Annotated in this window: 26 protein-coding genes; 16 read left to right on the top strand and 10 right to left on the bottom strand. The window is 64.5% G+C overall.

Annotated features, from left to right (window positions below):
- Positions 1–27: 27 nt before the first annotated feature.
- From CUV01_RS01690 to CUV01_RS01660, 7 genes are all read right to left on the bottom strand, one after another.
- Complete coding sequence (locus tag CUV01_RS01690; RefSeq protein WP_101458956.1) at positions 28–804, bottom strand: type III PLP-dependent enzyme domain-containing protein; 777 nt, start codon at positions 802–804, stop codon at positions 28–30.
- An 86-nt stretch (positions 805–890) separates the two neighbouring features.
- The gene (cbiB, locus tag CUV01_RS01685; protein ID WP_101458955.1) at positions 891–1,805 is read right to left on the bottom strand and encodes an adenosylcobinamide-phosphate synthase CbiB; all 915 of its coding nucleotides are present in this window, start codon (positions 1,803–1,805) and stop codon (positions 891–893) included.
- A 10-nt stretch (positions 1,806–1,815) separates the two neighbouring features.
- On the bottom strand, positions 1,816–2,361 hold the full coding sequence (locus tag CUV01_RS01680) for a histidine phosphatase family protein (RefSeq protein ID WP_101461789.1): 546 nt from the start codon (positions 2,359–2,361) through the stop codon (positions 1,816–1,818).
- An 8-nt stretch (positions 2,362–2,369) separates the two neighbouring features.
- The gene (locus CUV01_RS01675; protein WP_101458954.1) at positions 2,370–3,674 is read right to left on the bottom strand and encodes a TRAP transporter large permease; all 1,305 of its coding nucleotides are present in this window, start codon (positions 3,672–3,674) and stop codon (positions 2,370–2,372) included.
- Positions 3,675–4,229 carry a TRAP transporter small permease gene (locus CUV01_RS01670; protein WP_101458953.1) on the bottom strand — a complete coding sequence of 185 codons (555 nt, stop codon included), beginning with the start codon at positions 4,227–4,229 and terminating at the stop codon, positions 3,675–3,677.
- Complete coding sequence (locus tag CUV01_RS01665; RefSeq protein ID WP_232962414.1) at positions 4,226–5,191, bottom strand: TRAP transporter substrate-binding protein; 966 nt, start codon at positions 5,189–5,191, stop codon at positions 4,226–4,228. The genes CUV01_RS01670 and CUV01_RS01665 overlap by 4 nt, the downstream gene beginning before the upstream one ends.
- A 110-nt stretch (positions 5,192–5,301) precedes the next feature.
- Complete coding sequence (locus CUV01_RS01660) at positions 5,302–5,817, bottom strand: hypothetical protein (protein ID WP_101458952.1); 516 nt, start codon at positions 5,815–5,817, stop codon at positions 5,302–5,304.
- A 194-nt stretch (positions 5,818–6,011) separates the two neighbouring features.
- Here CUV01_RS01660 and CUV01_RS01655 point away from each other — a divergent pair, with 194 nt between their 5' ends.
- The 11 genes from CUV01_RS01655 to CUV01_RS01605 all read left to right on the top strand — a co-directional run bounded on the left by CUV01_RS01655 (position 6,012) and on the right by CUV01_RS01605 (position 16,736).
- The gene (locus CUV01_RS01655) at positions 6,012–7,175 is read left to right on the top strand and encodes an isovaleryl-CoA dehydrogenase (RefSeq protein WP_101458951.1); all 1,164 of its coding nucleotides are present in this window, start codon (positions 6,012–6,014) and stop codon (positions 7,173–7,175) included.
- Positions 7,172–7,885, top strand: coding sequence for a flavodoxin family protein (locus tag CUV01_RS01650; protein ID WP_101458950.1), 714 nt, complete (start codon positions 7,172–7,174; stop codon positions 7,883–7,885). Before CUV01_RS01655 ends, CUV01_RS01650 begins: the two co-directional genes overlap by 4 nt.
- Entirely contained in the window at positions 7,882–9,414 is a 1,533-nt protein-coding gene (locus CUV01_RS01645) for an AMP-binding protein (RefSeq protein ID WP_198731861.1), read from the top strand. The genes CUV01_RS01650 and CUV01_RS01645 overlap by 4 nt, the downstream gene beginning before the upstream one ends.
- Entirely contained in the window at positions 9,411–9,875 is a 465-nt protein-coding gene (locus CUV01_RS01640) for a lysozyme inhibitor LprI family protein (RefSeq protein ID WP_101458949.1), read from the top strand. Before CUV01_RS01645 ends, CUV01_RS01640 begins: the two co-directional genes overlap by 4 nt.
- Position 9,876: 1 nt before the next feature.
- Positions 9,877–11,481: a carboxyl transferase domain-containing protein gene (locus tag CUV01_RS01635; RefSeq protein WP_101458948.1), complete on the top strand. Its 1,605-nt coding sequence runs from the start codon at positions 9,877–9,879 to the stop codon at positions 11,479–11,481.
- Positions 11,482–11,484: 3 nt separating this feature from the next.
- A complete protein-coding gene (locus CUV01_RS01630) occupies positions 11,485–11,862 on the top strand; it encodes an ASCH domain-containing protein (protein WP_101458947.1) in 378 nt (125 codons plus the stop codon).
- A gap of 79 nt (positions 11,863–11,941) precedes the next feature.
- Positions 11,942–13,870, top strand: coding sequence for an acetyl-CoA carboxylase biotin carboxylase subunit (locus CUV01_RS01625; RefSeq protein WP_101458946.1), 1,929 nt, complete (start codon positions 11,942–11,944; stop codon positions 13,868–13,870).
- Complete coding sequence (locus CUV01_RS01620) at positions 13,867–14,517, top strand: glutathione S-transferase family protein (protein ID WP_198731860.1); 651 nt, start codon at positions 13,867–13,869, stop codon at positions 14,515–14,517. Before CUV01_RS01625 ends, CUV01_RS01620 begins: the two co-directional genes overlap by 4 nt.
- Positions 14,510–15,367 (top strand): hydroxymethylglutaryl-CoA lyase, encoded by an 858-nt coding sequence (locus CUV01_RS01615; RefSeq protein ID WP_101458945.1) that lies wholly within the window; start codon positions 14,510–14,512, stop codon positions 15,365–15,367. The genes CUV01_RS01620 and CUV01_RS01615 overlap by 8 nt, the downstream gene beginning before the upstream one ends.
- Positions 15,364–15,942: a hypothetical protein gene (locus tag CUV01_RS01610; RefSeq protein ID WP_101458944.1), complete on the top strand. Its 579-nt coding sequence runs from the start codon at positions 15,364–15,366 to the stop codon at positions 15,940–15,942. Before CUV01_RS01615 ends, CUV01_RS01610 begins: the two co-directional genes overlap by 4 nt.
- Positions 15,943–15,953: 11 nt before the next feature.
- Positions 15,954–16,736, top strand: a complete 783-nt coding sequence (locus tag CUV01_RS01605) for a crotonase/enoyl-CoA hydratase family protein (protein WP_101458943.1) — start codon at positions 15,954–15,956, stop codon at positions 16,734–16,736.
- A gap of 88 nt (positions 16,737–16,824) precedes the next feature.
- Here CUV01_RS01605 and CUV01_RS01600 read toward each other — a convergent pair whose 3' ends face one another.
- Positions 16,825–17,586 carry a DUF599 domain-containing protein gene (locus tag CUV01_RS01600; RefSeq protein WP_101458942.1) on the bottom strand — a complete coding sequence of 254 codons (762 nt, stop codon included), beginning with the start codon at positions 17,584–17,586 and terminating at the stop codon, positions 16,825–16,827.
- Between the two features lie 93 nt (positions 17,587–17,679).
- On the opposite strand from CUV01_RS01600, the gene CUV01_RS01595 reads away from it, so the two are divergent.
- The 5 genes from CUV01_RS01595 (at position 17,680) to CUV01_RS01575 (ending at position 22,285) form a co-directional block, all read left to right on the top strand.
- Positions 17,680–17,916 (top strand): HP1242/YdcH family protein, encoded by a 237-nt coding sequence (locus CUV01_RS01595; protein WP_101458941.1) that lies wholly within the window; start codon positions 17,680–17,682, stop codon positions 17,914–17,916.
- A 33-nt stretch (positions 17,917–17,949) separates the two neighbouring features.
- Positions 17,950–19,395: an FAD-linked oxidase C-terminal domain-containing protein gene (locus tag CUV01_RS01590; RefSeq protein ID WP_101458940.1), complete on the top strand. Its 1,446-nt coding sequence runs from the start codon at positions 17,950–17,952 to the stop codon at positions 19,393–19,395.
- Positions 19,385–20,422, top strand: a complete 1,038-nt coding sequence (locus tag CUV01_RS01585) for an FAD-binding protein (RefSeq protein WP_101458939.1) — start codon at positions 19,385–19,387, stop codon at positions 20,420–20,422. The genes CUV01_RS01590 and CUV01_RS01585 overlap by 11 nt, the downstream gene beginning before the upstream one ends.
- A complete protein-coding gene (glcF, locus tag CUV01_RS01580; RefSeq protein WP_101458938.1) occupies positions 20,423–21,727 on the top strand; it encodes a glycolate oxidase subunit GlcF in 1,305 nt (434 codons plus the stop codon). It begins immediately after the preceding gene.
- Between the two features lie 102 nt (positions 21,728–21,829).
- Complete coding sequence (locus CUV01_RS01575; protein ID WP_101458937.1) at positions 21,830–22,285, top strand: Hsp20 family protein; 456 nt, start codon at positions 21,830–21,832, stop codon at positions 22,283–22,285.
- A gap of 252 nt (positions 22,286–22,537) precedes the next feature.
- On the opposite strand, the gene CUV01_RS01570 is transcribed toward CUV01_RS01575, so the two are convergent.
- Together CUV01_RS01570 and carA are read right to left on the bottom strand one after the other, a co-directional pair.
- Positions 22,538–24,817, bottom strand: a complete 2,280-nt coding sequence (locus tag CUV01_RS01570; RefSeq protein ID WP_232962412.1) for a glycosyltransferase — start codon at positions 24,815–24,817, stop codon at positions 22,538–22,540.
- A 66-nt stretch (positions 24,818–24,883) separates the two neighbouring features.
- Positions 24,884–26,038 (bottom strand): glutamine-hydrolyzing carbamoyl-phosphate synthase small subunit, encoded by a 1,155-nt coding sequence (carA, locus tag CUV01_RS01565; protein ID WP_101458935.1) that lies wholly within the window; start codon positions 26,036–26,038, stop codon positions 24,884–24,886.
- Positions 26,039–26,069 lie beyond the last annotated feature (31 nt).

Genomic DNA, 26,069 nt, shown 5'->3' with positions numbered 1-26,069 from the left:
CGGGCGGCATCGGCGGTCAGCGGATCATCAGATAACGACGCCAGCGCCGGTCCTGCCAGCCGCGACCTCGGCGATATCCAGCGGCTCTTGGCCCGGATGATAGGGCAGGCCGAAGCCCGCGCCAAAGATCAGCGTTTCAACCGGGCGACCCAGATGCGCTGCTGCCTGGGTGAATATGCGGGCGAGGTTGGCGAAATTCTCGGCGATCGGTTCGGCTGCCAGACAGTTCGATCCGGTATAGGCGTGAAACCCGGCCAGATGCAGCCCGGCTGAGCCCTCGATCCGGTCAATGGCATGGGTTGCGCGAGGCTCGTCGATCCCGAACTGGCTGGGCTTGCCCGACATCGATGCGCCAAAGCCGCGCGGCACGTGATCTGGGTTGATCCGCAGGACCACGCGTTGGGGGGCTGTAAGATCGGTGCAAATCCCCGCCAGCGCGTCGATTTCATCCTCGGCCTCGACCACGATTGTGATGCCGCGCCCGGCCAGTACCGCCAGTTCGGACTGGCGCTTGCCGGGGCCGGACCAACTGATGCGGTGGGGCGCGACGCCGATGGACAGGGCGCGTTCGACCTCGTGAAACGACGATGCGTCGATATGCGCGACCTGTTCCGCGATCAGGCGCAACAACGCCAGATTGGGGTTCGACTTGATCGCAAAGCTGGGCTGAAACAGCGCGCCCATGTGATCGTGCAGCAGCGCGATGCGTGCCGCCAGACCCTGCGCATCGTAGAGATAGGCCGGCGTTGGCGGCAATTCCCGCAGGGACAGCAGACGATCGGTCAGGGAAACGGTCTTGGTCACGAGGCAGCCTTTTTACTCGGGGCCGATTTATACGCATCAGGCCCTGTCATGCGAGGGAAAATGCAACAAGTTCCGGTTTCTGTGGCTTAGAATACCTGGCAGATGGTGGTTGCTAGCAGCAGTCCTAGTCCGGCCATGACCAACATGCGGCGATAAAGCCGTAGCCCGCGCCGCAAGTCGCCGGATTTAGGATCGGGGGCGGTGCCGTTCAGCCATGGCTCATCTGCGATCCGCTCGCCATATTGGCGCGGCCCCGACAGCCGCACGCCAAGCGCGCCGGCCATCGCGGCTTCGGGCCAGCCGGCATTGGGCGAGCGGTGGCGCCGGGCGTCGCGGATCGCCGCGCGCCACGCCGCACGCGACATCGCCGCCAGCGCCAGCAGCAATGCGGTCAGCCGCGCCGGTATCCAGTTGGCCAGATCATCCAGGAGTGCCGCGATTTTGCCAAATTCCTCATAGCGCGCATTGCGGTGACCGATCATCGAATCCAGCGTGTTGATCGCCTTGTAGGCGGCGATGCCGGGCAAGCCGCCAATCGCCAGCCAGAACAGCGGCGCGATCACCCCGTCCGAGGCGTTCTCGGCCAGGCTTTCCAGTGCGGCGCGGCTGATGGCGGGCTCATCCGCTTGGGTGACATCGCGCCCGACGATCATCGAGGTGGCGCGGCGCGCTGCACTCAGATCGTCCGACAGCAGGGGCCGCAAGATGGCGGCGACATGGTCATGCAACGAGCGCGCAGCCACCAGCGGCCAGGCCAGCAAGCCGATGAAAAGACGGGGCAGATCGGCTGCGATCAGGCAGGCGGGCAGGGCGCATGCGGCGATGGTAAGGGTTGTGGCCACAGCGCCCTTGGCGATCCGGTGTGGCCCTCGGTTCAGGCGTCGTTCCAGCGCTGAAATCAACCGTCCCAGCCAGGTAACGGGATGGCCGATCCGGCGGTAGATCGCATCGGGCCAGCCGATTGCCGCATCGACGATCAGCGCAATCAGCGCGGCGATCATGCGCGGCCCGTCATGGGGCGGCGGTCAGGTTGACGGCCTCGACCGACCAGTCGGTGCCGGTCTTGCGCAGCACGGTCAGCGATAGAGGGGCCACCGTGAATGACAGGGCAGCCGGGCCGACCACCATGGACAGGCCCGCACGAACGGTGCCCGCATGGGCGACGACGACCGTGTCACCACTGGCGGCAGCCAGACGCGGCACCGCACGCGCGGCCATATCGCCAAAGCTCTCGCCGCCCTCGGGTCGGTGGCTGGCCAGTTCGGCAGGACCAAGCTGGCCCAGATCGGGAAGCTGGTCGAAGGGCAGGCCCTCCCACGCGCCGTAATCCTGTTCCCAAAGCTCTTGGTGCAAATCGGGGGCCACCAGCCCAAGCGCGTCGGCGGTCATTCGACACCTGAGCGCCGGGCTGCACCATTGCGCGGCACCCTCGGGCAGGCGCGCGCGCACGGCCGCAACGGCCTCGACGTCGCTGCAATCAGCGGACACGTCACGGCGGCCCGCAAGGCGTCCTTCGTTCAGGGGCGTGGCATGGCGGATCAGAAAAAGACGGGTCATATCGTCGCTTAGCGCGCCATCATGGTCGAGGGCAACCACAGAGCGAGGCCGGGAAAGACCATCAGGATCAGCACCGCCGCGACCAGCAGCAAAAAGAACGGCAGGGCGCAGCGGGCAAGGTCAAAGATATTGCGCCCCGTCACCGATTGCAGGACGAAGAGGTTAAAGCCGACAGGCGGGGTGATCTGGCTCATCTCCACCACCAGCACCAGAAAGATGCCGAACCAGATCGGGTCGATCCCGGCGGCCAGAACCATGGGCAGGATGATCGAGACGGTCAGTACGACCATCGAAATGCCGTCCAGAAAACATCCCAGCAGGATGAACAGCGCCATCAGCGCGATCAGCAACCAGTTGGGCGAAAACCCCTGCTCGCCGACCCATCCGGCCAGTGCGCGCGGAATGCCGGTATAGCCCATCGCGACCGTCAGAAAGGCCGCGCCCATCAGGATGAAACAGATCATCGCGCTGGTCCGCGCCGCGCCCAGCAGCGCATCCACAGCGGCGCGGCGATCCAGACCGCCGGTGGCCCAGGCAATCACCATCGCCCCCAGAACGCCGATCACGGCGGCCTCGGTCGGCGAGGCGATGCCCGCATAGATCGAGCCGATCACCGCGACGATCAGTCCCACGACCGGCAGCAGCAGTTTCAGCGCACGCATCTTTTCCGGTCCGGTTGACGCCGGCTCGGGGTCGGGCATGCGGTCGCGGTGGGTCAGCGCCCAGACAGCGATCCAGCCCGAAAACAACAGCGCCAGCATCAGGCCGGGCAACACGCCGGCCAGAAACAGCCTTGCGATGGATTGCTCGGTCGCGGCGCCGTAGACGATCAGGATGATGGAGGGCGGGATCAGGAACCCCATGGTGCCAGATCCAGCCAGCGAGCCGACGCTGATATTCGGATCATAGCCGCGCCGTTTCAACTCTGGCAGCGCCATGCGGCCCACGGTCGCCGTGGTGGCGGCTGATGACCCGCTGACGGCGGCAAAGATTGCGCAGCCCAGAACGTTGACGTGCAGCAGGCCACCAGGCAGCAGCCGGGTAAATGGCGCCAATCCCTGAAACAGATCCGAGGACAGGCGCGAACGGTACAGGATTTCGCCCATCCAGATGAACATCGGCAGGGCGGTCAGATCCCAGACATTCAGCGCGCCCCAGACCTTTGTGGCGAACACCGGACCGGGTGGGGCGGGCGCGGCCAAAAGCATTGCGATCAGGCCCACCCCAATCAGTGAAAAGCCGACCCAAAGGCCTGTGGCCAGCAGTCCGAACAAGGCGACGATCAACAGCGCGGCAAGCGGCAGGATCTCCATCTAGTCCCCTTCGATCCCGGCGCTGTCCTCGGCGGCCATGAAGGCCGGGACGCCCCCGCCCAGCATGACCACCAGCGATTCCATCAACGCTATCGCCATCAGCGCCAGCCCCAATGTCATCACCCCTTGCGGCAGCCAGAGCGGGATTCTGATGATGCCATAGCTGACACTGTCGAACTGCCAGCTGTCCACCACCTGCAGCGCCGAATGCCACGTCGCCCAGAGGGCCAGCCCGGTCGCCATCGCAACGGCCAGCAGCGTGACCATGCGGGCCAGGGGCGCGGGCAACGCGCCCGCGATCATTGTGACGCGGACATGCCCGCCCTGCTGCAGCGTGCCCGCCAGCGCAAGGCACGTCGCGGCGACCAACAGAAAGCCGCCGATCTCGGCCAGTGATGGCACCATGATCTGCGGCGGCGCAGCGCCAAGTGCCATCGCCGCCCGGTCGATCAGCCGGCCCAGGATCTGGATCAGAACCAGCGTGGCGATGGCAACCAGACAGGCACAAGCCAGCCACAGCCCCCCAGCATAGACACGGGCCAGCGCTTGCCTCATTCGGCGCGATAGGCGTCGATGATGGCCTGACCCTCTGGTCCGGCGCGTTCCATCCACTCGGCGGTCATCGTTTCACCAATGGCCAGCAACTCGGCCTGCAGCGCCTCGGTCGGGGCGGCGACGGTCATGCCGTTGGCCGCCAGTTCTTCGGTTGCGGCCTGCGTCTCTATCGTGGACAGATCCCAACCGCGCGTTTCCGCGGCGGCGGCGGCCTGCGTGATCGCCGATTGCTGATCCTCGGGCAAGGCGTTGAGCGCCTCGGTGTTCACGATCACCATGTTCTTGGGCAGCCAGGCCTGCGTATCGGTATAGTTGCTGGTGAAATCCCATGCCTGCGAACTGACCCCGGTCGAGGGCGAAGTCACCATCGAGGCGACGCGCCCCGTCGAGAACGCCGTTGGAATGTCGCCGGCCTCGATCTGCGTGGGGGTCGCGCCCAGCAGTTGCGCCAGCCGCTCGGTCGCGGCGTTATAGGCGCGCATGTTCTGGCCCTGGAAGGCCGACGCGTCCTCGACAGGTGCCTGCGTATAGGTGCCCTGTCCGGGCCACGGCACGGCAAAGAGCAGCGTCAGCCCCTGATCGGCCAGCTTTTGGGTGATGGTCTCGCGGCTGGCATCCCACAGGCGCTTGGCCTGATCGTAGCCGGTGGCGAGAAACGGGATCGAGTCGACCTCGAAGACCGGGTCTTCATTGGCCAGCCGGCTCATCAGCACCTCGCCGATCGGGGCCAGCCCGCGACGCACGGAATCCTTGATCTCGGGATGGCCGAACAGGCTGCCCGCCGAATGGACCGTGATGGTCAGGCCGCCATCGGTTGCGGTGGCAACCTCTTCTGCGAACTGGCTGATATTCTGGGTGTGGAACACGGTGTCGCCGTAGGGCGTGGCCATGTCCCAGCTGGTCTGTGCCAGCGCCGGGCTGGCCATTGCCAGCAGCGCGATCAGGCTGATCTGTCGGGTCATGTCGTCTTCTCCTTGTCGGGCGTTGATGGGGCGGTTCTGCGTGCCGCCGGTCTTCGACAGGTTGGCGTCGCCGCACGCATCTGTCAACGAAACGAGTCCGCACTCTGCGCTCAGTTCCGGCATGCAGCCCAGACCTGCCGGCTGTGGTCCCAGCACGCGCCGGCGGCCCGCTTGGCATCATGGATCGCGTCCAGCCCATCGCGGACCGAACCCGCATCACAGCGCAGGGTTGCCAGCGACTGGCCGTCACGGCTGACCTCGATCAGTCCGCCCGGCTCGGCCACGGGCTGGTTTTCCTGAGTGCCGCGTTCCAGCGTGCCAGTGACTGCATAGCCATGGCGGTTGTTGAAAAAGACCATCGTGTTGAACATCGTCGGACCGATTCCCGGCCAGGGCAGAAACTCCGACTGATCAAGAGGCGCGGCCAATTGCAGCTCGGATCGTTGGCCCGGACGGCCGAATGCATAGGTGACGCGGTCAGTATGCAGGCAAAGCTGAACCTCTTTGCTGCCGCCATGAAAACTGCAGGAAAAGACGCTTTGTCCACCTGTTGCGCAAGCCGCCGCCGCAGGCAGGACGCCGATTGGCAATGTCGCCAAGGCAATGAAAACAAAGATCAAACGCATTGTCAGCCTCTTTCATTGAACGCGGTCATCGTAACAGATCGGTCGGGTTTTCCCTAGCGATGCGAACGCGCGGCTTTCTGCCGGCGGTTGACGGATCGTGCTGCACGGCGCAGGCTTTTGCTTGACGCAAGGGGGCGGGGTCGCGCATAAGATTAAATGAACGTACGTTCAATAAATGGGGGAGGAGGCCTGCGATGTTCACGCAAGGGATGGAATTCGATCTGGGCGAAGACGTGAATGCGTTGCGCGATATGGTGCACCGTTGGGCGCAAGAGCGCGTCAAACCGATCGCCGCCGAGGTAGATCAGACCAATGAATTCCCCAACGATCTGTGGCGCGAAATGGGCGAACTGGGTCTGCTGGGCATCACCGTTTCCGAGGAATATGGCGGCTCGGGCATGGGCTATCTGGCCCATACCATTGCGGTCGAGGAAATCGCCCGCGCCAGCGCCAGTGTCAGCCTGTCTTACGGCGCGCATTCGAACCTGTGCGTCAATCAGATCAAGCTGAACGGCAGCGATGAACAGCGCGCGAAATACCTGCCCAAGCTTTGCAGCGGCGAGCATGTCGGCGCGCTGGCCATGTCCGAAGAGGGCGCAGGCAGCGATGTGGTCAGCATGAAGCTGCGGGCCGAAAAGCGGAATGACCGCTATGTTCTGAACGGCAACAAATACTGGATCACCAATGCACCCGACGCGGAAACGCTGGTGGTTTACGCCAAGACCGACCCGGATGCCGGCAGCAAGGGCATCACCGCCTTTATCGTCGAACGTGGCATGGACGGTTTCTCGACCAGCCCGCATTTCGACAAGCTGGGGATGCGCGGGTCGAACACCGGCGAGTTGATCTTTGAAAATTGCGAAATCCCGTTCGAGAATGTTCTGGGCGAGGAAGGCCGTGGCGTGCGCGTGCTGATGTCGGGTCTGGATTACGAACGCGTGGTGCTGTCAGGCATCGGCACAGGCATCATGGCCGCCTGTCTTGACGAGGTGCTGCCCTATCTGGCCGAGCGCAAGCAGTTCGGCAAGCCGATCGGCTCGTTCCAGCTGATGCAGGGCAAGATTGCGGATATGTATGTCGCGCTGAACACCTCGCGCGCCTATCTCTACGAGGTCGCGCGGGCCTGCGATGCGGGCAAGGTCACGCGGCAGGACGCGGCGGGTGCGGTCCTTTATTGCAGCGAACAGGCCATGGTGCAGGCGCATCAGGCCGTGCAGGCGCTTGGCGGCGCGGGCTTCCTGAATGACAGCGTGGTCAGCCGCCTGTTCCGCGATGCCAAGCTGATGGAGATCGGTGCCGGCACCAGCGAGATCCGCCGCATGCTGGTCGGTCGCGAGTTGATGGGTCTGGTGGGATGACCGAACAGGGCCTCAGCGCGCTTTTCGTGAACTGTTCGCTGCAAAAACGCAGTGCGGACAGTCACACGCAGGTGTTGTTGCAGGCCGCTGGCGATCTGATGGCCGGGCAGGGCCTGGCCGTCGAGCATATCCATATGCTGAATCATCACGTCCCGCCCGGTATCTATCCCGATATGCGCGAGCATGGCTGGGACCGCGACGACTGGCCCGATGCGCTGTGGCCCAAGGTCCGCGACGCCGATATTCTGGTCATTGGCACGCCCTTGTGGCTGGGCGAGGAAAGCAGCGTCTGCCGCATCCTGATCGAACGGCTTTACGCAATGTCGGGGATGCTGAACGACAAGGGGCAGTCGATCTTTTACGGCAAGACCGGCGGTTGCGTGATCACCGGCAATGAAGACGGCATCAAGCATACGGCGATGACGCTGACCTTCGCGATGAACCATCTGGGCTATACCATTCCACCGCAGGCCGATTGCGGCTGGATCGGAGAGGCGGGGCCGGGGCCAAGCTTTGGCGATCAACGTGAAGATGGCGGACGCGTGGGCTTTGACAATGATTTCACCCGCCGCAACACGACGATCATGTGCTGGAACCTGATGCATCTGGCCCGCATGCTGCAGCCCGGCATCCCGACCGAAGGCAATGACCGCAAAGCGTTCAAGGAAGGTCAGGCATTCGGCTTTGCCCTGCCGGGTGAGACGACATGACAGCACCGACCGGCCATGATTATCAGGCAATGCGCGACGGGTTTCACTGGAACCTGCCGGCGCGGCTGAACATGGCCGAGCAATGCCTGAACCATGCCGCCGATGCGACGGCGATCATCGAATATGACGGCAGCCCGCATCGGGTCAGCTTTGGTGATCTGACCTCGATGACCGCACGCCTCGCCGCCGTGCTTGATGCGCAGGCCGGCGACCGCGTGGCGGTGCTGCGCACGCAGTCTGCCTGGACCGCTGCTGCCCATCTGGCGATCTGGGCCTCGGGCGCAATCTCGGTGCCGCTGTTCAAACTGTTCGGGCCTGACGCACTGGACCTGCGCCTGCGTGATGCCGGCATCCGCACCGTGCTCGCGGATGCTGAGGGCCGCGAGATGCTGGCAGGCTTTCCCGACCTGCGCGTCATTGTGCCGGAAGACGGCCTGCCAGATGCGGGGCCGTTGAAGGTCGTGGCGACCGGCCCGGCAGATCCGGCGGTCATCATCTATACCTCTGGCACGACCGGCGCACCCAAAGGCGCGCTGCACGGGCATCGCGTTCTGACCGGCCATCTGCCTGGCGTCAGCATGAGCCACGATCAGCTTGGCCAAGACGGCGATTGCCTGTGGACCCCCGCCGATTGGGCATGGATCGGCGGGCTGTTCGACGTTCTGATGCCGGGTCTGGCGCTTGGCGTTCCTGTCGTCGCGGCACGGATGGCCAAGTTCGACCCCGCCGCCGTGTCCCGTCTGATTGCCGATTGCGGCGTGCGGAACGTCTTTTTCCCGCCGACCGCGCTGAAGATGCTGAAAGCCGCCGACATTTCCATTCCCGGACTGCGCAGCGTCGCATCGGGCGGAGAGACGCTTGGGGCCGAGATGCTGGATTGGGGCAGGCAGGCCTTTGGGCTGACGATCAACGAATTCTACGGCCAGACCGAATGCAACATGGTGGCCGCATCATCGGGCGCGCTGTTTGCCGCCCAACCGGGCGCCATCGGCAAGGCCGTGCCGGGGTTCGATGTGCAGATCATCGACCAAACCGGCGAGCCGACCGAGAGCGAGGGCGATATCGCCGTGCGACGCGGCGCGGCCAGCATGATGTTGGAATATTGGAACCGCTCTGATGCCACCGCGCAGAAGTTTCGCGGCGATTGGCTCGTGACCGGCGACCGGGGCGTGATCGAGGACGGCTATATCCGCTTTGTCGGGCGCGACGACGATGTGATCACCAGCGCCGGTTACCGCATCGGCCCGTCCGAGATAGAGGATTGCCTGCTGAAACATCCAGCCGTTGCGCAGGCCGGCGTGATCGGCAAGCCTGATCCGGTACGCACCGAAATCGTCAAGGCTTACATTGTCTTGCGAGATGGTTTTCATGCGTCGGATGAACTGGGCGTTGAGCTGCAAACCCACGCAAGGCGCTTGTCCGCAGCCCATTCCTACCCGCGCGAGATCGCCTTTCTGGACGCCCTGCCAATGACGGTCACGGGCAAGGTCATGCGGCGAGAGCTGCGCAAACTGGCGGAGGCCGAATGATGCGATATCCACTGCTTGCCCTCCTGTTGCTGTCGGCCCCATTGGCCGCGCAAGAGGCATCGGTCGAACCGGGCGCGGTCGAGGCCTGCTTTGACGCGACCGCGCGGGGCGAAGGCACGCCAGACTGCGTCGGTAACGCCGCCTCGGCCTGTTCCAGCGCTCAGGAACAACCCGACACGACCTTTGCCATCAGCCAGTGCATGATGGCTGAAACAAACGATTGGGACAGCCTGCTGAACCGCGAATACCAGAAAACCCGCGACGCCTTTTCCGACCAGCCCGGCCTTGCCGATGCGCTGCTGACGGCGCAGCGCGCGTGGATCGCCTTTCGTGACGCGGATTGCACGCTTGCCTATGACCGATACGGCGATGGCTCGATGCGGGTCATCTCGGCTGCCGACTGCCGAATGCGCCATACAGCGCAACGCACCTTTCAATTGCGCGACCTGCAGGGATTCTGACATGAAACTGACCTCCGCCGCCCTGACCACTTCCGACGCCTTCCGTGCCAACCGTGAGGCACATCTGGATCTGCTGGCGACCGCGCGCGAGGCGGCTGACGCTGTGCTGGCGGGCGGCGGCCCCAAAGCGATGGAGCGTCACACATCGCGCGGCAAGATGCCGCCGCGTGAACGGGTGGCAAACCTGCTGGACCCCGGCTCGCCGTTTCTGGAAATCGGCGCCACGGCGGCGCATGGCATGTATGACGGCGCTGCACCGGGCGCAGGCGTGATCGCGGGGATCGGGCGCGTTCATGGGCAGGACGTGATGGTCGTGGCCAATGACGCGACGGTCAAGGGCGGCACCTATTACCCGATGACGGTGAAAAAGCACCTTCGCGCGCAAGAGATCGCCGAACAATGCAACCTGCCCTGCGTCTATCTGGTCGATTCTGGCGGCGCGAACCTGCCCAATCAGGACGAAGTGTTCCCCGATCGCGACCATTTCGGGCGCATCTTCTACAATCAGGCACGGATGAGCGCCAAGGGCATCCCGCAGATCGCCGTGGTCATGGGATCAAGCACGGCGGGCGGGGCCTATGTGCCGGCCATGTGCGATGTGTCGATCATCGTGCGCGATCAGGGCACCATCTTTCTGGCCGGCCCGCCGCTGGTCAAGGCCGCCACCGGCGAGGTGGTGACAGCCGAGGATCTGGGCGGCGGTGATGTGCATACGCGCCTGTCGGGCGTGGCCGATTATCTGGCAGAGGATGACGCCCATGCGCTGGCACAGGCCCGCCGCGCCGTCGCCAACCTGAACCGCCGCCTGCCGCAGACGGTGACCTGGCAAAGCCCCGAGGCCCCCGCCTATGACCCCGAGGAAATGCTGGGCGTGGTGCCCGGCGATCTGCGCACCCCCTATGACATCCGCGAGGTGATCGCCCGCACCGTCGATGGCAGCCGTTTCGACGAATTCAAGGCGCGCTTTGGCGAAACGCTGGTCACCGGATTTGCGCATATCGACGGCTGCCCCGTGGGCATCGTGGCCAATAACGGTGTGCTGTTCTCCGAGGCCGCGCAGAAGGGCGCACATTTCATCGAATTGTGCAGCCAGCGCGGCATCCCGCTGATTTTTCTGCAAAACATCACCGGCTTCATGGTCGGCCGCAAATACGAAAACGAAGGCATTGCCCGCCACGGCGCCAAGATGGTGACGGCGGTGGCGACCACCAATGTGCCCAAGATCACCATGCTGGTCGGCGGCTCGTTCGGGGCGGGCAATTACGGCATGGCCGGTCGCGCCTATAGCCCGCGTTTCCTCTGGACCTGGCCCAACAGCCGCATCTCGGTCATGGGCGGTGAACAGGCGGCCGGCGTTCTGGCGACGGTCAAGCGCGACGGCATCGAACGCAAGGGCGACACTTGGTCACCCGAGGAAGAGGCCGAATTCAAACGCCCGACGGTCGAGATGTTCGAACGCCAGTCGCACCCGCTTTATGCCAGCGCGCGGCTTTGGGATGACGGCATCGTTGACCCGCGCAAGACCCGCGACGTGCTGTCGCTCAGCCTGCGTGCGTCGCTGAATGCACCGATCGAGCCGACGCGCTTTGGCGTCTTCAGGATGTAGGCGATGGAACAGGTCGGCTTCAAATTCGGCGATTCGCGCCAGTTGAACGAACAGCTTCTGTCGCTGGTGCGCTCTGGCGCCAAGACCGCGACCTGCGGCGCGCTGCGTGATTTCGACGAGGGCGGCGAGGCGATGCCGGTTGTTGGCCGCCGCGACATCGCGCTGGACTGGGACGAAAATCCGGCCCTGCTGATCGAAACGGTCGAGGTGACGACCTGCCGCTTTCGCGACGTGCCCGAAGATTTTGCACTGGCCGAGGGCGAAGGCAGCTTTGAGGATTGGCAACAGGGCCACATCGCCTTTTTCACCCGAAATGGCGGCTTCGATCCCGACATGATGCTGGTCTGCGAACGCTTTCGGCTGGTCGAGGTACTGGCATGACCGATTCTTCTTCATACAAATATCCCGCGGGGGTCCGGGGGCGCGAAGCCCCCGGCTGCCGCCAACCCGAGGGGCACCCATGTTCCACAAGATCCTGATCGCCAATCGCGGCGAAATCGCCTGCCGCGTCATCGACAGTTGCCGCCGGATGGGGGTGGCCACCGTGGCAGTCTATTCAGACGCCGACCGCGCCGCGCGCCACGTCGCCATGGCCGATGAGGCCGTTTACCTGGGCGGCCCCGCGCCCGCCGACAGCTATCTGCGCGACGACGCCATCATTCAGGCCGCGCGGGACACAGGGGCGCAGGCAATCCATCCGGGCTATGGTTTCCTGTCCGAAAACCCGGGCTTCGTCGAAGCGGTCGAGGCAGCGGGGCTGGTTTTCATCGGCCCATCTGCCAGGGCGATCCGTGCCATGGGCCTGAAGGACGCGGCCAAGGCGCTGATGGAAGAGGCAGGCGTACCCGTCGTGCCGGGCTATCACGGCAGCAATCAGGATCCGGCCCATCTGGCCCAGCAGGCCGAGCAGATCGGCTATCCGGTGCTGATCAAGGCCGTGGCGGGCGGCGGTGGCAAGGGCATGCGCCGTGTCGATGATCCCAAAGGGTTCAACGACGGGCTGCAATCGGCCCGGTCAGAGGCCAAGAACGCCTTTGGCAACCCCGATGTGCTGATCGAGAAATACATCCTGCAACCGCGCCATATCGAGGTGCAGGTCTTTGGCGACGGTGAGCGTGCGGTCCATCTGTACGAACGCGATTGTTCCCTGCAACGCCGCCACCAGAAGGTGATCGAGGAAGCACCCGCCCCCGACATGACGCCGGAAATTCGCAAGATCATGGGCGCCGCCGCCACCCGCGCCGCCGAGGCCATCGGCTATAAGGGCGCGGGAACCATCGAATTCATCGTCGATGGCAGCAATGGCCTGCGCGAGGACGGTTTCTGGTTCATGGAAATGAACACCCGCCTGCAGGTCGAACACCCGGTGACCGAGGCCATCACCGGCGTCGATCTGGTCGAATGGCAGTTGCGTGTCGCCAGTGGCGAGCCACTGCCCGCCGAACAGGATGACCTGCATATTCAGGGCCACGCGTTCGAGGCGCGGCTTTATGCAGAGGATGTGCCCGCGGGCTTTCTGCCTGCCACCGGCACGCTGGCGCATCTGGAATTCCCGGATCATGCCCGCATTGAAACCGGCATTCGGCAGGGCGACACGATCAGCCCCTGGTACGACCCGATGATTGCCAAGATCGTCACCCACGGCCCGACCCGCGCCATCGCCTTGCGCGAACTGGAAACTGCGCTGGTTGATACGGAGGTCGCGGGCAGCGTGACCAACCTGGATTTCCTGATCGCGCTCACGCGGCATGCGGGCTTTCGTCAGGGCGATGTCGATACCGGTCTGATCGAACGCGATCTGGATGATCTGGTCGCCGCCGCGCAACCCGATCCTGCCGCCATCGCACTTGGGGTCATCGGACTGGCAGGCCTGGCGGATCGCACGACCACGGGCGGCATGACCCTTTGGCAGCCAATGCGCCGCACGATTTTGTGGGATGGCGGCGAGGCCGTGCTGGAGGTGCTGGGTCCTGGTGCGGCGCGAGTGACCCTGGACGGCACGCGCCATGAGGTGCGCTGGCAGGGTGATCGCTGGTGGGTGAACGATGCGCTGCGGCGCAACCGGATCGTCGAGCATGATGCAGGCGTCAGCGTCTTTGGCGGGCGCGCCTTTACCCTGATCCCGCTGGACCCGCTGGCCCGCGATGCGGGGGCTGCGGGCGATACGGCGCTGACCCTGTCGCCGATGCCGGGGCTGGTGAAATCCGTCCATGTAGAGGCCGGGCAGCAGGTCAGCGCGGGCGACCGTCTGGCCGTGCTGGAGGCGATGAAGATGGAACACAGCCTGACTGCCGCCCGCGACGGCGTCGTGGCCGAAGTGCTGGCAGCGGCAGGCGATCAGGTCGAAGCCGGCGCCCCCCTGATCCGACTGGAAGAGGAAGACGCATGATCCGCTTGCATCACATCCCCGGCTCGCGCTCGATGCGGGTGCTGTGGCTGCTGGAAGAACTGGGCCTGTCCTATGATCTGCAGCACTGGTCGCTGACCGATGGCTCGCTGCGCAGCCCCGAATTTCTGGCCATGTCACCCGCAGGCCGCATCCCGGCGCTGGAAATAGATGATCGCGCGATCTTCGAATCCGGTGCGATCGTGCAATACCTGACCGAACGCGAGGGCCGTCTCGCGCCCCAGCCCGGCGATCCCGAACGTGCCGATTTTCTGGAATGGGTCAGCTATGCCGAAACGCAGGGCGCCACGCTGCAGTCGCTGAATATCCAGCATATCTTTCTGCGCCCCGAGGCGGCTCGCTCAATTCCCATGATGAAGCTGGAAACCAAACGGCTGGCCGTCACCGCGCGGGCGCTCGAAAATCAGCTCAGCGATCGGGAAACCTTGCTGCGCAGCGGTTTTTCCGCCGCTGACTGCATGATGGGCTTCAATATCGACGCGCTGTTTCGCTATGTCCCTGCTGCCGACTATCCGGCGCTGGCCGGATATCGCGACCGCATGGAGGCGCGCCCGGCCTATCTGCGAGCAATAGAAAAGGGCGGCGACAGCATGTATGCCCGCGACTTTTACGAGATCCCCGATGCCTGACCGGGTCGAGATATTCGAAATGGGTCCGCGCGACGGGTTGCAGAACGAAAAGCGCCTGATCCCCGCCGCGGAAAAGATTGCGCTGGTCGACCTCTTGTCGACTGCCGGGTTTCGGCGGATCGAAGTGACCAGCTTTGTCAGCCCGAAATGGGTGCCGCAGATGGCCGATGCGGCGCAGGTCATGGCGGGGATCACCCGCGAGCCCGGCGTCAGCTATGCCGTGTTGACGCCGAACATGAAGGGATACGAGGGCGCGCGCGCGGCGCAGGCCAGCGAAGTGGCGATCTTTGCCAGCGCGTCCGAAGGGTTCAGCAAGGCCAACCTGAACGCCACCATCGCAGAAAGTCTGGAACGTCTGGCGCCCGTGGCGCAGGCTGCACAGGCCGATGGCATTCCGGTGCGCGGCTATGTCAGCGTGGTAACCGACTGCCCCTTCGACGGACCGACCCCGCCTGAAAACGTGGCCCGCGTAGCGGCGGCGCTGCGCGATATGGGATGCTATGAAATCAGTCTTGGCGACACGATCGGGCAGGGCACACCGGAAAAGATCGACGCGATGCTGTCGGCGGTTCTGGACGAGGTCGCGCCGGCCAATCTGGCGGGGCATTATCACGACACGGCCGGTCGCGCGCTGATGAATATCGACGCCTCACTGGCGCGCGGGCTGCGAGTCTTTGACGCCGCAGTTGGCGGTTTGGGCGGCTGTCCCTATGCGCCGGGCGCCAAGGGCAATGTCGCGACCGAACGCGTCGCGGGCCATCTGGCGTCGCAGGGCTATCAGACCGGACTGGACATGACGGTCATCGACAAGGCGGCGCTAATGGCGCGCGCGATGCGGGTGGCGTCATGACCGCGCGGGTGGGGCTGATGGCGGTGGCGCTGCTGGCGGGATGTGCCGCGACCGGCGGGCAGGCCCCGAGCGCATCCATGTCGCAACCACCTGCCTCGACCTCTCCGGTGCCGGATATGGCCAGCGCGCAGGCGCAATTTGGGGCGCAACGCGCCGGGTTGCGGCGGATCGGTTATCGCAATTGCAACGGTTTCGACATTCAGCTTTACGCCCCGCAGCGCGTGACCGCCTCGGGCGCAGGGCAGGCGCTGTTTCTGCAGGCGCGGTCCTATCGCGCGACCGGGGGCAACGTCACGCTAAATGTGCCCGGAACCGCGTCAAGGCTGCAACGGCAGACCGGCGCCGGATGGCAGGATCTGCCCATGAGGGCCAGTGCCGCCGGCCGCAGCAGTGGCGTATCGGCAGCGCAGCTTGCCACGGGCGCGGTGATGTCGGTGCCGCTGGTGCCGGCATTGGGGCAGGCCGGTGCGCTGCCCGCTGGTCACTATCGCCTGTGGCTGGGCCCGTTCTCTGCGCAGCAGGCAGGCGGCGGGGCATGCACCATGTCACCTGTCTGGCAATTCGATATCGGTTAAGGAAACCCGCCATGTTCAACACCATCCGCATCGACACCGACCCGCGCGGCGTGGCCACGCTTTGGCTGGCCCGGCCCGACAAGCACAACGCCCTGTCTGCCGAGATGATCGCCGAACTGACCGAGGCGGCCCAGCAGCTTGGGGCGGACCCGGATGTGCGGGTCGTCGTTCTGGCCGCCGAGGGCGCCAGCTTTTGCGCGGGTGGCGATCTGGGCTGGATGCGCCAGCAGATCGGGGCCGATGCCGACACGCGCCGCAAGGGCGCGCGCAATCTGGCGATGATGCTCAACGGGCTGAACCTGCTGCCCAAACCGCTGATCGCGCGCGTGCACGGCAATGCCTTTGGCGGCGGCATCGGCATGATGGCCGTCAGCGACATCGCCATTGCCGCGCGCGGTGCGAAATTCGGGCTGACCGAGGTCAGGCTGGGCCTGATCCCCGCGACCATCGGCCCCTATGTTCTGGCGCGGATGGGCGAGGACAAGGCGCGGCGGGTCTATTTCTCGGCGCGGTTGTTCGACGCCGATGAGGCGGCGCATTTGAACCTTGCCGCCCGGGCCGTTGATAGCGGTGATCTGGACGCCGCCATCGAGGCCGAGATTGCCCCGTTCCTGCAGGCCGCGCCCGGCGCTGTCGCCGCCGCCAAGGCGCAATGCCGTGCCTACGGTCCGGTGATCGACGAGGCGCGCATCAGCGACAGCATAGACCGCCTGGTCGCGGCGTGGGAGGGCGACGAGGCCCCCGAAGGCATCACGGCCTTTTTCGACAAGCGCAAACCGCGCTGGCAAGGTTAGATCTGCGCAAACCCGCCGGGTCCTCAACGCTTGGCATGGGCAAAGACGGGCCTTTGACCTGCCACCCGGCGTTGGGTCGGTGCTGCCCTCAGCGCGACGCAGGCGGTGGTTCCAGACCGGGCAATTTGGTCCCGACCGACAGGCGCGGCGCGGGCAGGGCCTGCATGATCACGGCGCGCGACCGACTGGCAAATTCACGCCGCCATGTGATGAACAGCACCAGCGCCGCCCCCGCAAGCAGTGCCCAGGGCCCGGCCAGCCAGGCCAGCGCACTGATCGCGAAGTAGACGCTGCGCAGCCCGGAATTGAAGCTGCGGGCGGCGGTGATGTTCAACTCGGCTGCCTGATCGGCGCGCGGCAGCGCCTCGGGGTCGTCGGCATTATTCGGCACCGATCCCATCATGATCGCGCAATAGCCGAACAACCGATGCGCCCAGACAAATTTCAGAAATGCGTTCACGACAAAGAACATCGGGACCAGCAGTTTGATCTCCCACAGCAACGCGGTGCCCTGACCCAACTCGAACTCGCGCGCCAGTCCGCGCAACTGGTCGGTATTGCCAATCAGTGCCAGCGTGCCGCCGATGGCGATCATGCAGGCCGAGGCGAAAAAGGCGGTGCCTTCGCGCAGGCTGTTCAGGATATTGCCGTCGAAAATCCGGGGTTCGCGGGTCACGAAATGGCGCATCCATTCGCGGCGGTATCTTTTCATCAGCACCGAGACAGAGGGCTTGCCCTGCGGCGGATGCTCGGTAAACCAGCCAATCAGCAGCCACCCGCCAAACAGCAAAGCCAGTGCCACGACATCTGTGACGCCAAGGATGAGAGGGAAAGGCAGGTCGGGCATCATTGCATGTCCTTATGTCGCGGCCCGCGCCATTGAAAGCCCCTGATCGCTGTCTTATCGTCATGCTAACGACCCCAGCCACGAAAGGGCAAGGCCATGGCGACGCCGCATGCGATTCACGAAGAGTTTCCGGACGACGCAGTGAAAATCCATGAGCTCAAACTGTCGGACGCGCATTTCGCGCGACTGCTGGATGACTATGATCAAGTGAATGACAAGGTTCATAGCGCTGTCACCTACAATCCGCCAATCACGGACGATGCGGAAAAAGAACTGCGCCACAAGCGCGCGCATCTGAAGGATGAAATTGCAGCAATCATGAGCCGCAACTGATCGCGGCAAGGCCGGAACCGGGAGGGTTTTCCGATGCAGATGCCAGAACCTGATCAGCGCGTCATCGCCCGCCGCGATGCCATTTCAGCGGCGCTGCGGGCCGCCGTTCCCGATGCCGTGATCGACGATCCGGCAGAGACGCGGGCCTATGAATGCGACGCATTGGCGGCCTATCGGTGCCCACCTCTGGCCGTGGTGCTGCCGGCCAGCACGGCAGAGGTCGCGGCGATCCTGCGCATCTGCCATGCCGAAGGGGTTCCCGTCGTGCCGCGGGGTGCGGGGACCAGCCTTGCCGGGGGCTCCATGCCGACTGCAGATGCGGTCGTGATCGGGCTGGCGCGGATGACCGAGGTGCTGGAAATCAGCACCGATGACCGCCTGATCCGGGTGCAGACCGGGCGCACCAACCTGTCGGTTTCAGGTGCGGTGGACGGGTTGGGCTTTTTCTACGCGCCCGATCCTTCCAGCCAGCTTGCCTGTGCCATTGGCGGCAATATCGGCATGAATTCCGGCGGCGCGCATTGTCTGAAATATGGCGTCACCACGAACAACCTGCTGGGCGTCACCATGGTGCTGATGGACGGCAGTATCGTCGAGCTGGGCGGCCCGATGGGCGAGGCGGCGGGGCTGGATCTGTTGGGTGTCGTCTGCGGCTCCGAGGGGCAACTGGGCATCGTCACCGAGGCGACTCTGCGTATCCTGCCCAAGCCGTCGGGCGCGCGGCCCTTGCTGGTCGCCTTTGACAGCAGCGAGGTCGCGGGTGCCTGCGTGGCCGACATCATCCGCGCAGGCATCCTGCCGGTGGCCATCGAATTCATGGACCGCCCCTGCATCCGCGCGACCGAAGAATTCGCCAAGGCCGGATATCCCGATTGCGAGGCACTGCTGATTATCGAGGTCGAAGGCACCGCCCCTGAAATCGACGAACAGCTTGCTCTGATCCGCGCCATCGCCATGCGTCACGCGCCCATAGAATTTCGCGAATCGCGCAGTGAGGCGGAATCCGCGCGCATCTGGCTGGGTCGTAAATCGGCCTTTGGCGCGATGGGGCAGATCAACGATTACATGTGCCTCGACGGCACCATCCCGGTTTCCGCGCTGCCCAAGGTGCTGGCGCGCATCGCTGATATGTCCGCCGAGGCCGGTCTGGGCGTGGCCAATGTCTTTCACGCGGGCGACGGCAATATGCACCCGCTGATCCTCTATAACGCCAACAAGCCCGGCGATCTGGAACGCTGCGAGGCCCTGGGCGCCGATATCCTGCGGCTGTGTGTAGAGGTCGGCGGCTGCCTGACAGGTGAACACGGGGTAGGTATCGAAAAGCGTGACCTGATGGGGGTGCAGTTCGCGCCGGTCGATCTTGAGGCGCAGATGCAGGTCAAGGACGTGTTCGACCCGCGCTGGCTCTTGAACGCGGCCAAGGTGTTTCCGCTGGATGCCTCTGCCAGCCGCCGCGAGGGGCGACCGAATGCAGCCTGAGACAGAGCTCGCCCTAGCCGACATCATCCGCAAGGCCCGTGCGCCGCTGTCGATCATCGGCGGCGGAACCCGGCTGCGCCCCGGCGAAGGACAGGCAGACCGGCTGCGGACAACGGCATTGCGGGGCATCACGCTTTATGAACCCGAGGCGCTGATATTGGTCGTCCGGGCCGGCACGCCACTGGCCGATGTTCAGGCCGCGCTGAAAGCCGAAGGGCAGATGCTGGGCTTTGAACCCGATGCGCGCCCCGGTTCGACCATCGGCGGTGTGGTCGCGGCCAACGCCTCGGGTCCGCGCCGGGTGCAGGTCGGCGCCTGCCGCGATGCGCTGATCGGGGTGCGTTTCGTCACCGGCGACGGCCAGATCGTCAAGAATGGCGGCCGGGTGATGAAAAATGTCACCGGCTATGATCTGTCCAAACTGATGGCCGGCAGCCGCGGTACGCTTGGCGTCCTGACCGAACTCAGCTTTCGAACCACGCCCATCGCACCGGTCAGCCAGACACTCTCATTGCCTGGCCTCGATGCGACCGCCGCCATCGCGGCACTCACCTCCGCCCTGACCGGCCCTTATGAAATCTCAGGCGCGGCATGGCTGCCGGGTCACGGCGCGATCCTGCGTTTGGAGGGGCTGGAGCGCAGCGTCAGCATCCGGCGCAAGGCCCTGTCCGCACGGCTGGCCGAGTTCGGTGAATTGACGGAGGGTGATCCGCAAGCCTGGCTTCTTCTTCATCCAAATATCCATTCCGACGGCGACCTCTGGCGCATCATCTGCCGACCGGGCGAGGCGCCAGCGCTGATTGCCAGCCTGCCACATGTGGTCGCGGTTGATTGGGGCGGGGCGCTGATCCACGCGCTGGTGCCAGCGGGTACCCAGCCTGCCTTGCCGAAATTCTCCGGCCATGCCACCCGGATCAGCGGCGACACTCAGGTGATCCTGCCCGCGCCCGACCCGGTCACGGCACGGCTGAATGCGGAATTGCAGGGCCGTTTCGACCCGCGCGCGATCTTGCAGGGGGCAGGTTGAATGCAGACGAATTTTACCGACGAACAGCTGCAAGACCCGCAGATCGCACGCTCCAACAGGCAACTGCGCGCTTGTGTGCATTGCGGGTTTTGCACCGCGACCTGTCCCAGCTATCAGGTGCTGGGCGATGAATTGGACAGCCCGCGCGGCCGCATCTATCTGATGAAAGAGATGCTGGAATCCGGTCGGCCCGCCGATGCCAAAACCGCGCTGCATCTGGACCGCTGCCTTGGCTGTCTTGCTTGCGTGACGACTTGCCCCTCGGGGGTGAATTACGCGCAACTGATCGAACATGGCCGCGAACATGTCGAACAGACCTATCGCCGCCCATGGCGCGACCGCGCGCTGCGCTGGATGTTGGGGGCTGTTGTGCCCCATCACCGCCGCTTTCGTCTGGCGCTGTTCGGGGCCAAGCTGGCGCGGCCCTTTTCGCGTCTGATCCCTGATGCGCGCCTTCGCGCGATGATCGCGATGGCGCCGAAATCGATACCGCCGGTCAGCCGCAACGACGATGGGCAGACCTTCCCGGCCGAGGGTCCGACGCGTGCCCGTGTGGCGTTGATGATCGGCTGCGCGCAGCGTGCACTGGATACCGAAATCAACGATGCGACCATTCGTCTGCTGACACGCGCCGGTTGCGAGGTGGTGATCCCCGATGCGTTCGGCTGCTGCGGTGCGCTGACCTTGCATATGGGGCGTACCGATGCCGCGCGAGCCAGCGCCCGCGACAGCATCGGGCGGCTGCTGGCCTGCGAGGCACGAGGCGCGCTGGATGCCATCGTCATCAACACCTCGGGCTGTGGCACCACGATCAAGGATTACGGGCACCTGTTCGAGGGCGACCCGATCGAGGCCGAGGCCAGCCGCGTCTCGGCGCTGGCACTGGACATCACCGAGTTTCTGGAACGCCACGGGCTGCCCCCGGGCCAGGCCACCGGGCGCGTGGCCTATCATTCGGCCTGTTCCTTGCAGCACGGCCAAAAGGTCAAGACCGCGCCCAAGACACTGCTGGCCGAGGTCGGTTTTACGGTGGTCGAACCTGCCGATCCGCATCTGTGTTGTGGCTCGGCGGGGACCTACAATCTGTTGCAGCCCGAGATTTCGGCCAAGTTGCGCGAGCGCAAGGTGACCACGCTCGAGGCTATCGCGCCCGATATCATCGCCGCCGGAAATATCGGTTGCATGGTCCAGATCGAGGGCGGGACCGAACTGCCCATCGTCCACACGGTGCAATTGCTGGACTGGGCGACCGGCGGGCCGAAGCCTGCGGCGCTGCACCACGCAGGTCTTGAAAAAATCGCCTGACCTCCCCAGCTTTCTGTCATGCTGGATGGCGTCAAACGCGCCAGCTGATTGCCCGCCCGGTTTTCGGGGGGCAGACACGCATCGCTTTGAAAGGATGTCACAATGCGTAATCTTGACCTGGCCCCGCTTTACCGGGCCTCTGTTGGCTTTGATCGTATGGCCGATGCCATGGACCGCGCCCTGGCCAGCGACCTGGCCCAGACCGGATACCCCCCCTATAACATCGAGAAAACCGGCGAGAATGCCTATCGCATCTCCATCGCCGTGGCTGGTTTCGCGGCTGACGACCTGTCGGTCGAGGTCCGCGACGGCGCCGTCGTGATCGCCGCGCGCAAGGCCGATGAGGGCGAAGACCGGACCTTTCTGCATCGCGGTATCGCCACCCGCGCGTTCGAGCGCAAATTCACCCTGGCCGATCATGTTCGTGTCGACGGTGCCAGCCATGTCGATGGCATGCTGCATATCGACCTGCTGCGCGAGATCCCCGAGGCGCTGAAGCCCCGCCAGATCGAAATTGCCAAGCTGGACGGCCGTCGGATCGACAAACTGGACGCATGATTTTTTGGCTCCAGAAATGGTGAGCGGCGGTTGTGCCGCTCACACCTGTTGCATGACAGAGTTCAAAATCAGCCAAAGGCGCTGTCCGCGGGCAGCGCCTTTCGTGCAGGGCGCGCCGGGCGTTTCGTTGCGCGTTGGATCTGCGGCCCGAGGGCGATGCTGCCGATGTGAGCTAAAGGACCTTTCTCGTCGCGACCAACATTTCACCCTTGCGACCTCGGTCTGTCCGAACGTCGGGGACAGGCTTTACTTCTAGCTTCCGGGTGATCTCATGCCGACGATCTTGCGCCTCGGTGGGATGCAGGCGCGCTGCGGTTCACCCATATCGGTCGGGTCCGGGTTTTGTGTCACATCGTCGCGATGGCCAGCGGCCGGATCGGCCGCTTGTCGTTCCACTGCCAAAGCGCGGCTGTCATCAAGCTGCCCGAGAAAAGGGATGCCGACCGTATCGGGCAGCATACCGGTTGGCCTGAGCCGTGATACCGGATCCGGCACTTGTGCCGCAGTGATCGCGCCGGGCTGGCTGACGGGTTCGATATGGCTGTCGTCGAACACGCCATGCGCCGTCTTGTCCCAGTAGAAGGGTTTGGCAATCACCTCATAGATTGCCTTCCACGCGGCAAGACAGCCAAGCGGGTGGTAGAAGTGCAGCGTTGGCACCCACAGCCGCAGATGCCGCAGCTTGTCGATGCGCACTGCCCAGACACCGATGACGATGTTCAGAACCTCGGCCCCGACAAACAGCATGAAGAGGGCGGTGAAGGCATGACCACCCCACAGATGCGCCAGTGTCGGGCCAAGCGGATGGGGCAAGCCGGCGGTGATCGCCCAAAAGCTGATCAGAATCGGCGCCAGCAAATATTGCGACAGCGTGCCCAGAAACTGCACCTGAAACCCGATGAACCGCTTGGGACCCAGATCGCGCAACAAGGCGCGCGGATCGCGCATATGCACCGCCCAGGTCATCGCATAGCCCTTGAGCCAGCGCGAACGCTGCTTGATCCAGGGCAGGGCGCGGCAATTCGCCTCTTCGTCTGTGGTGGTGTCGACGATCTCGGTCCGGTAGCCGCGGCGGGCAAGCCGGACACCCAGATCGGCGTCCTCGGTCACGTTCCACGCGTCCCAGGCCCCCACTTTTTCCAAAGCCGCGCGGCGAAAGAACAGTGTCGTCCCGCCCAGTGGCACAACCAGCCCCATGCGCGCCACGCCGGGCAGAATGGCGCGAAACCAGGTTGCGTATTCGACGGTAAAGCAGCGCGCCAGCCAGTTGGTGCGCGGATTGTAGAAATCCAGCCGTCCCTGCAGGCAGGCGACGTTGTCAGGTGCGAAATGAAAGCGGCGGGCGATCTTGTGCAACTGATCGGGTTCCGGCCGATCCTCGGCATCCCAGACACCGACGATCTGCGCACGGCAGAAACTGAGCGCAAAGTTCAACGCCCTTGGCTTGGTCTGGATCGGTCCATCCGGCACGGTCACGACGCGGATCCAGCGCGGCAGACCCGTATCGGCCAGCGCGTTGCGGGTGATCTGGTCGTTTTCCTCGACGACCAGAACGATATCAGTCAACTCGCGGGGATAGGTCAGCCGCGTCAGCCGTGCGACGAGCTTGCCGGCGATATCGCTTTCGGCAAAAAGCGGCACCATTACCGAGATCATCGGAAAGGGCCCGGTCATCTCATCGGGTGTGACCTGGCCAGAGGCAAGTTTGGCCCGATGCACAGCCTGTTCCGCGTCTTCTTTCCTGGCCGCGTCAAAGGCCAGCAGCTTTAATATTGCAGCCGTCAGCAGGGTCAGGATCGTCCAGCCGGCCAACACCGAGAACGTCAGAAACGGCGCAAGGCTGATCCCTGCAAAAAGGATCGTCAGCGCGGCAAGGGCCAGCCGGGTCGAACGCCCCTCGACCCTGTCGCGGCAGCTTTCATGGGCCGGCACGCGGGTTTCGGCGGTGCGGATCAGGGCGGTGCGGCGGGTCGCCAGAATGGCCTCTTGCGCCTGAACCTCTGAACAAAGCAGCATCCGGACATGACCGAAAGCCGCGGGCATTTGATCGGTCAGATCGGCGAATGCCTCGGGCCGCGCAGTGGCAACCCAGGTCAGCCCGCCCGTCCGACGCCACGGCACCACGGCATTGGTCAGGCAAAATTCGCTGCCCAGCATGTCGATCAGGCGCGGATCGGGGGGTGTTTGTGCCAGATCGACCGTATTCGTGCGCCATTGACGTGACAGCGCACGGGTCAGCGCCTCTTCGGTCAGCCAGCCATGAGCCAGCAGGATTTCCCCGAGCCGCACATCCTGTCGCTTGCGCAGAATGCTGGCCTTGAGCAACAGGTCAGGGCTGATCGCGCCGTCTTCCAGCAGGATTTGCCCAAGCGGCCGCAAGTTGCGGGCGGGCGGGGCGTTGGGCGTTGCCTGGTCACCCCGGCCTGCGGGCGGTTGCCCCAGGCCCGGTAGCGGCAGGACATTGTCCGGCAGGTCAACGGGTGTTGTCCCGTCGACCGGCATTTTCGCGAGTTGAGAAGCAATCTGCTGCATGGGCGAAATCCTGAAACTCGCCCATTGCTCGCATGTCAGGTCTTAAGAACCTGTTAAGGCAGGCATTTATCCTGGCCGCCTTTGCCCCATTGCATCGGCAAAGCGTTCAAAGAGGTAATAACTGTCCTGCGGACCCGGCGCCGCCTCGGGGTGGTATTGCACTGAAAAGACGGGCTTATCCTCGACCCGCAGGCCGCAATTGCTGCCGTCAAACAGGCTGATATGGGTTTCCTTGACGCCGGTGGGCAGGGTTTGGCTGTCAACGGCGAAACCGTGGTTCATCGAGGTGATTTCGACCTTGCCGGTCTCTTTATCCTTGACCGGATGGTTCGCACCGTGATGGCCGTGGTTCATCTTGATGGTCTTGGCTCCCAGTGCCAGCGCCAGCATCTGATGGCCCAGACAGATGCCAAAGATCGGCAGGTCGCGGCCCAGCAGCGACTGGATCATCGGCACCGCATAGTCGCCGGTCGCCTCGGGATCACCGGGGCCGTTGGACAGAAACACACCCTCGGGATCATGGGCCAGCACGTCTTCGGCTGTCGCGGTGGCGGGTAGAACCGTGACCTCGGCCCCAATCGAGGCCAGCGACCGCAGGATATTGCGCTTGGCGCCGTAATCCAGTGCGACAACGCGGAAGGGTTTTTCCTGTGTCGCGCCCTCGGCAAAGCCCTTGCCCCAGGACCACAGGCCCTGATCCCACCGATAGCTCTGGGCGCAGCTGACCTCGCGCGCGAGGTCCAGACCGACAAGGCCTTTCCAGTCGCGCGCCTTGGCCACCAGTGCGGCGATGTCGAAATTGCCCTCGGGGTCATGAGCCAGCACGACATGGGGTGCCCCTTGCATGCGGATCGCGCGCGTCAGGCGGCGGGTATCGACGCCGCCGATGCCGATGCGGCCGCGCCGTTCCATCCAGTCGACCAGATCGCCTGCTGCGCGCCAGTTCGACGGCTCGGTCGGGTCCCATTTGACGACGATGCCACTGGCCACGGGCTCGGGCGCCTCGTCATCCTCGGGGGTGATGCCGGTATTGCCGATATGGGGGAAGGTGAAGGTGACGATCTGGCTGGCATAGGAGGGATCGGTCATGATCTCTTGATAGCCGGTCATGGCGGTGTTGAAGACCAGTTCGGCCACCACTTCGCCGGTTGCGCCAAAGCCTTGGCCATAAAACACGGTGCCATCGGCGAGCGCCAGGCAGGCTGTGGGTTTGTTGGCCATGTGGCACCTCTGACGTGAAATCGTCGTGTGA

Origin of the sequence: Paracoccus tegillarcae (assembly GCF_002847305.1) — a bacterium.
Classification (GTDB): Bacteria; Pseudomonadota; Alphaproteobacteria; order Rhodobacterales; family Rhodobacteraceae; genus Paracoccus; species Paracoccus tegillarcae.
Note: the sequence above shows the minus strand (reverse complement) of the source record. Positions and strands in the feature narration are given on the sequence as shown.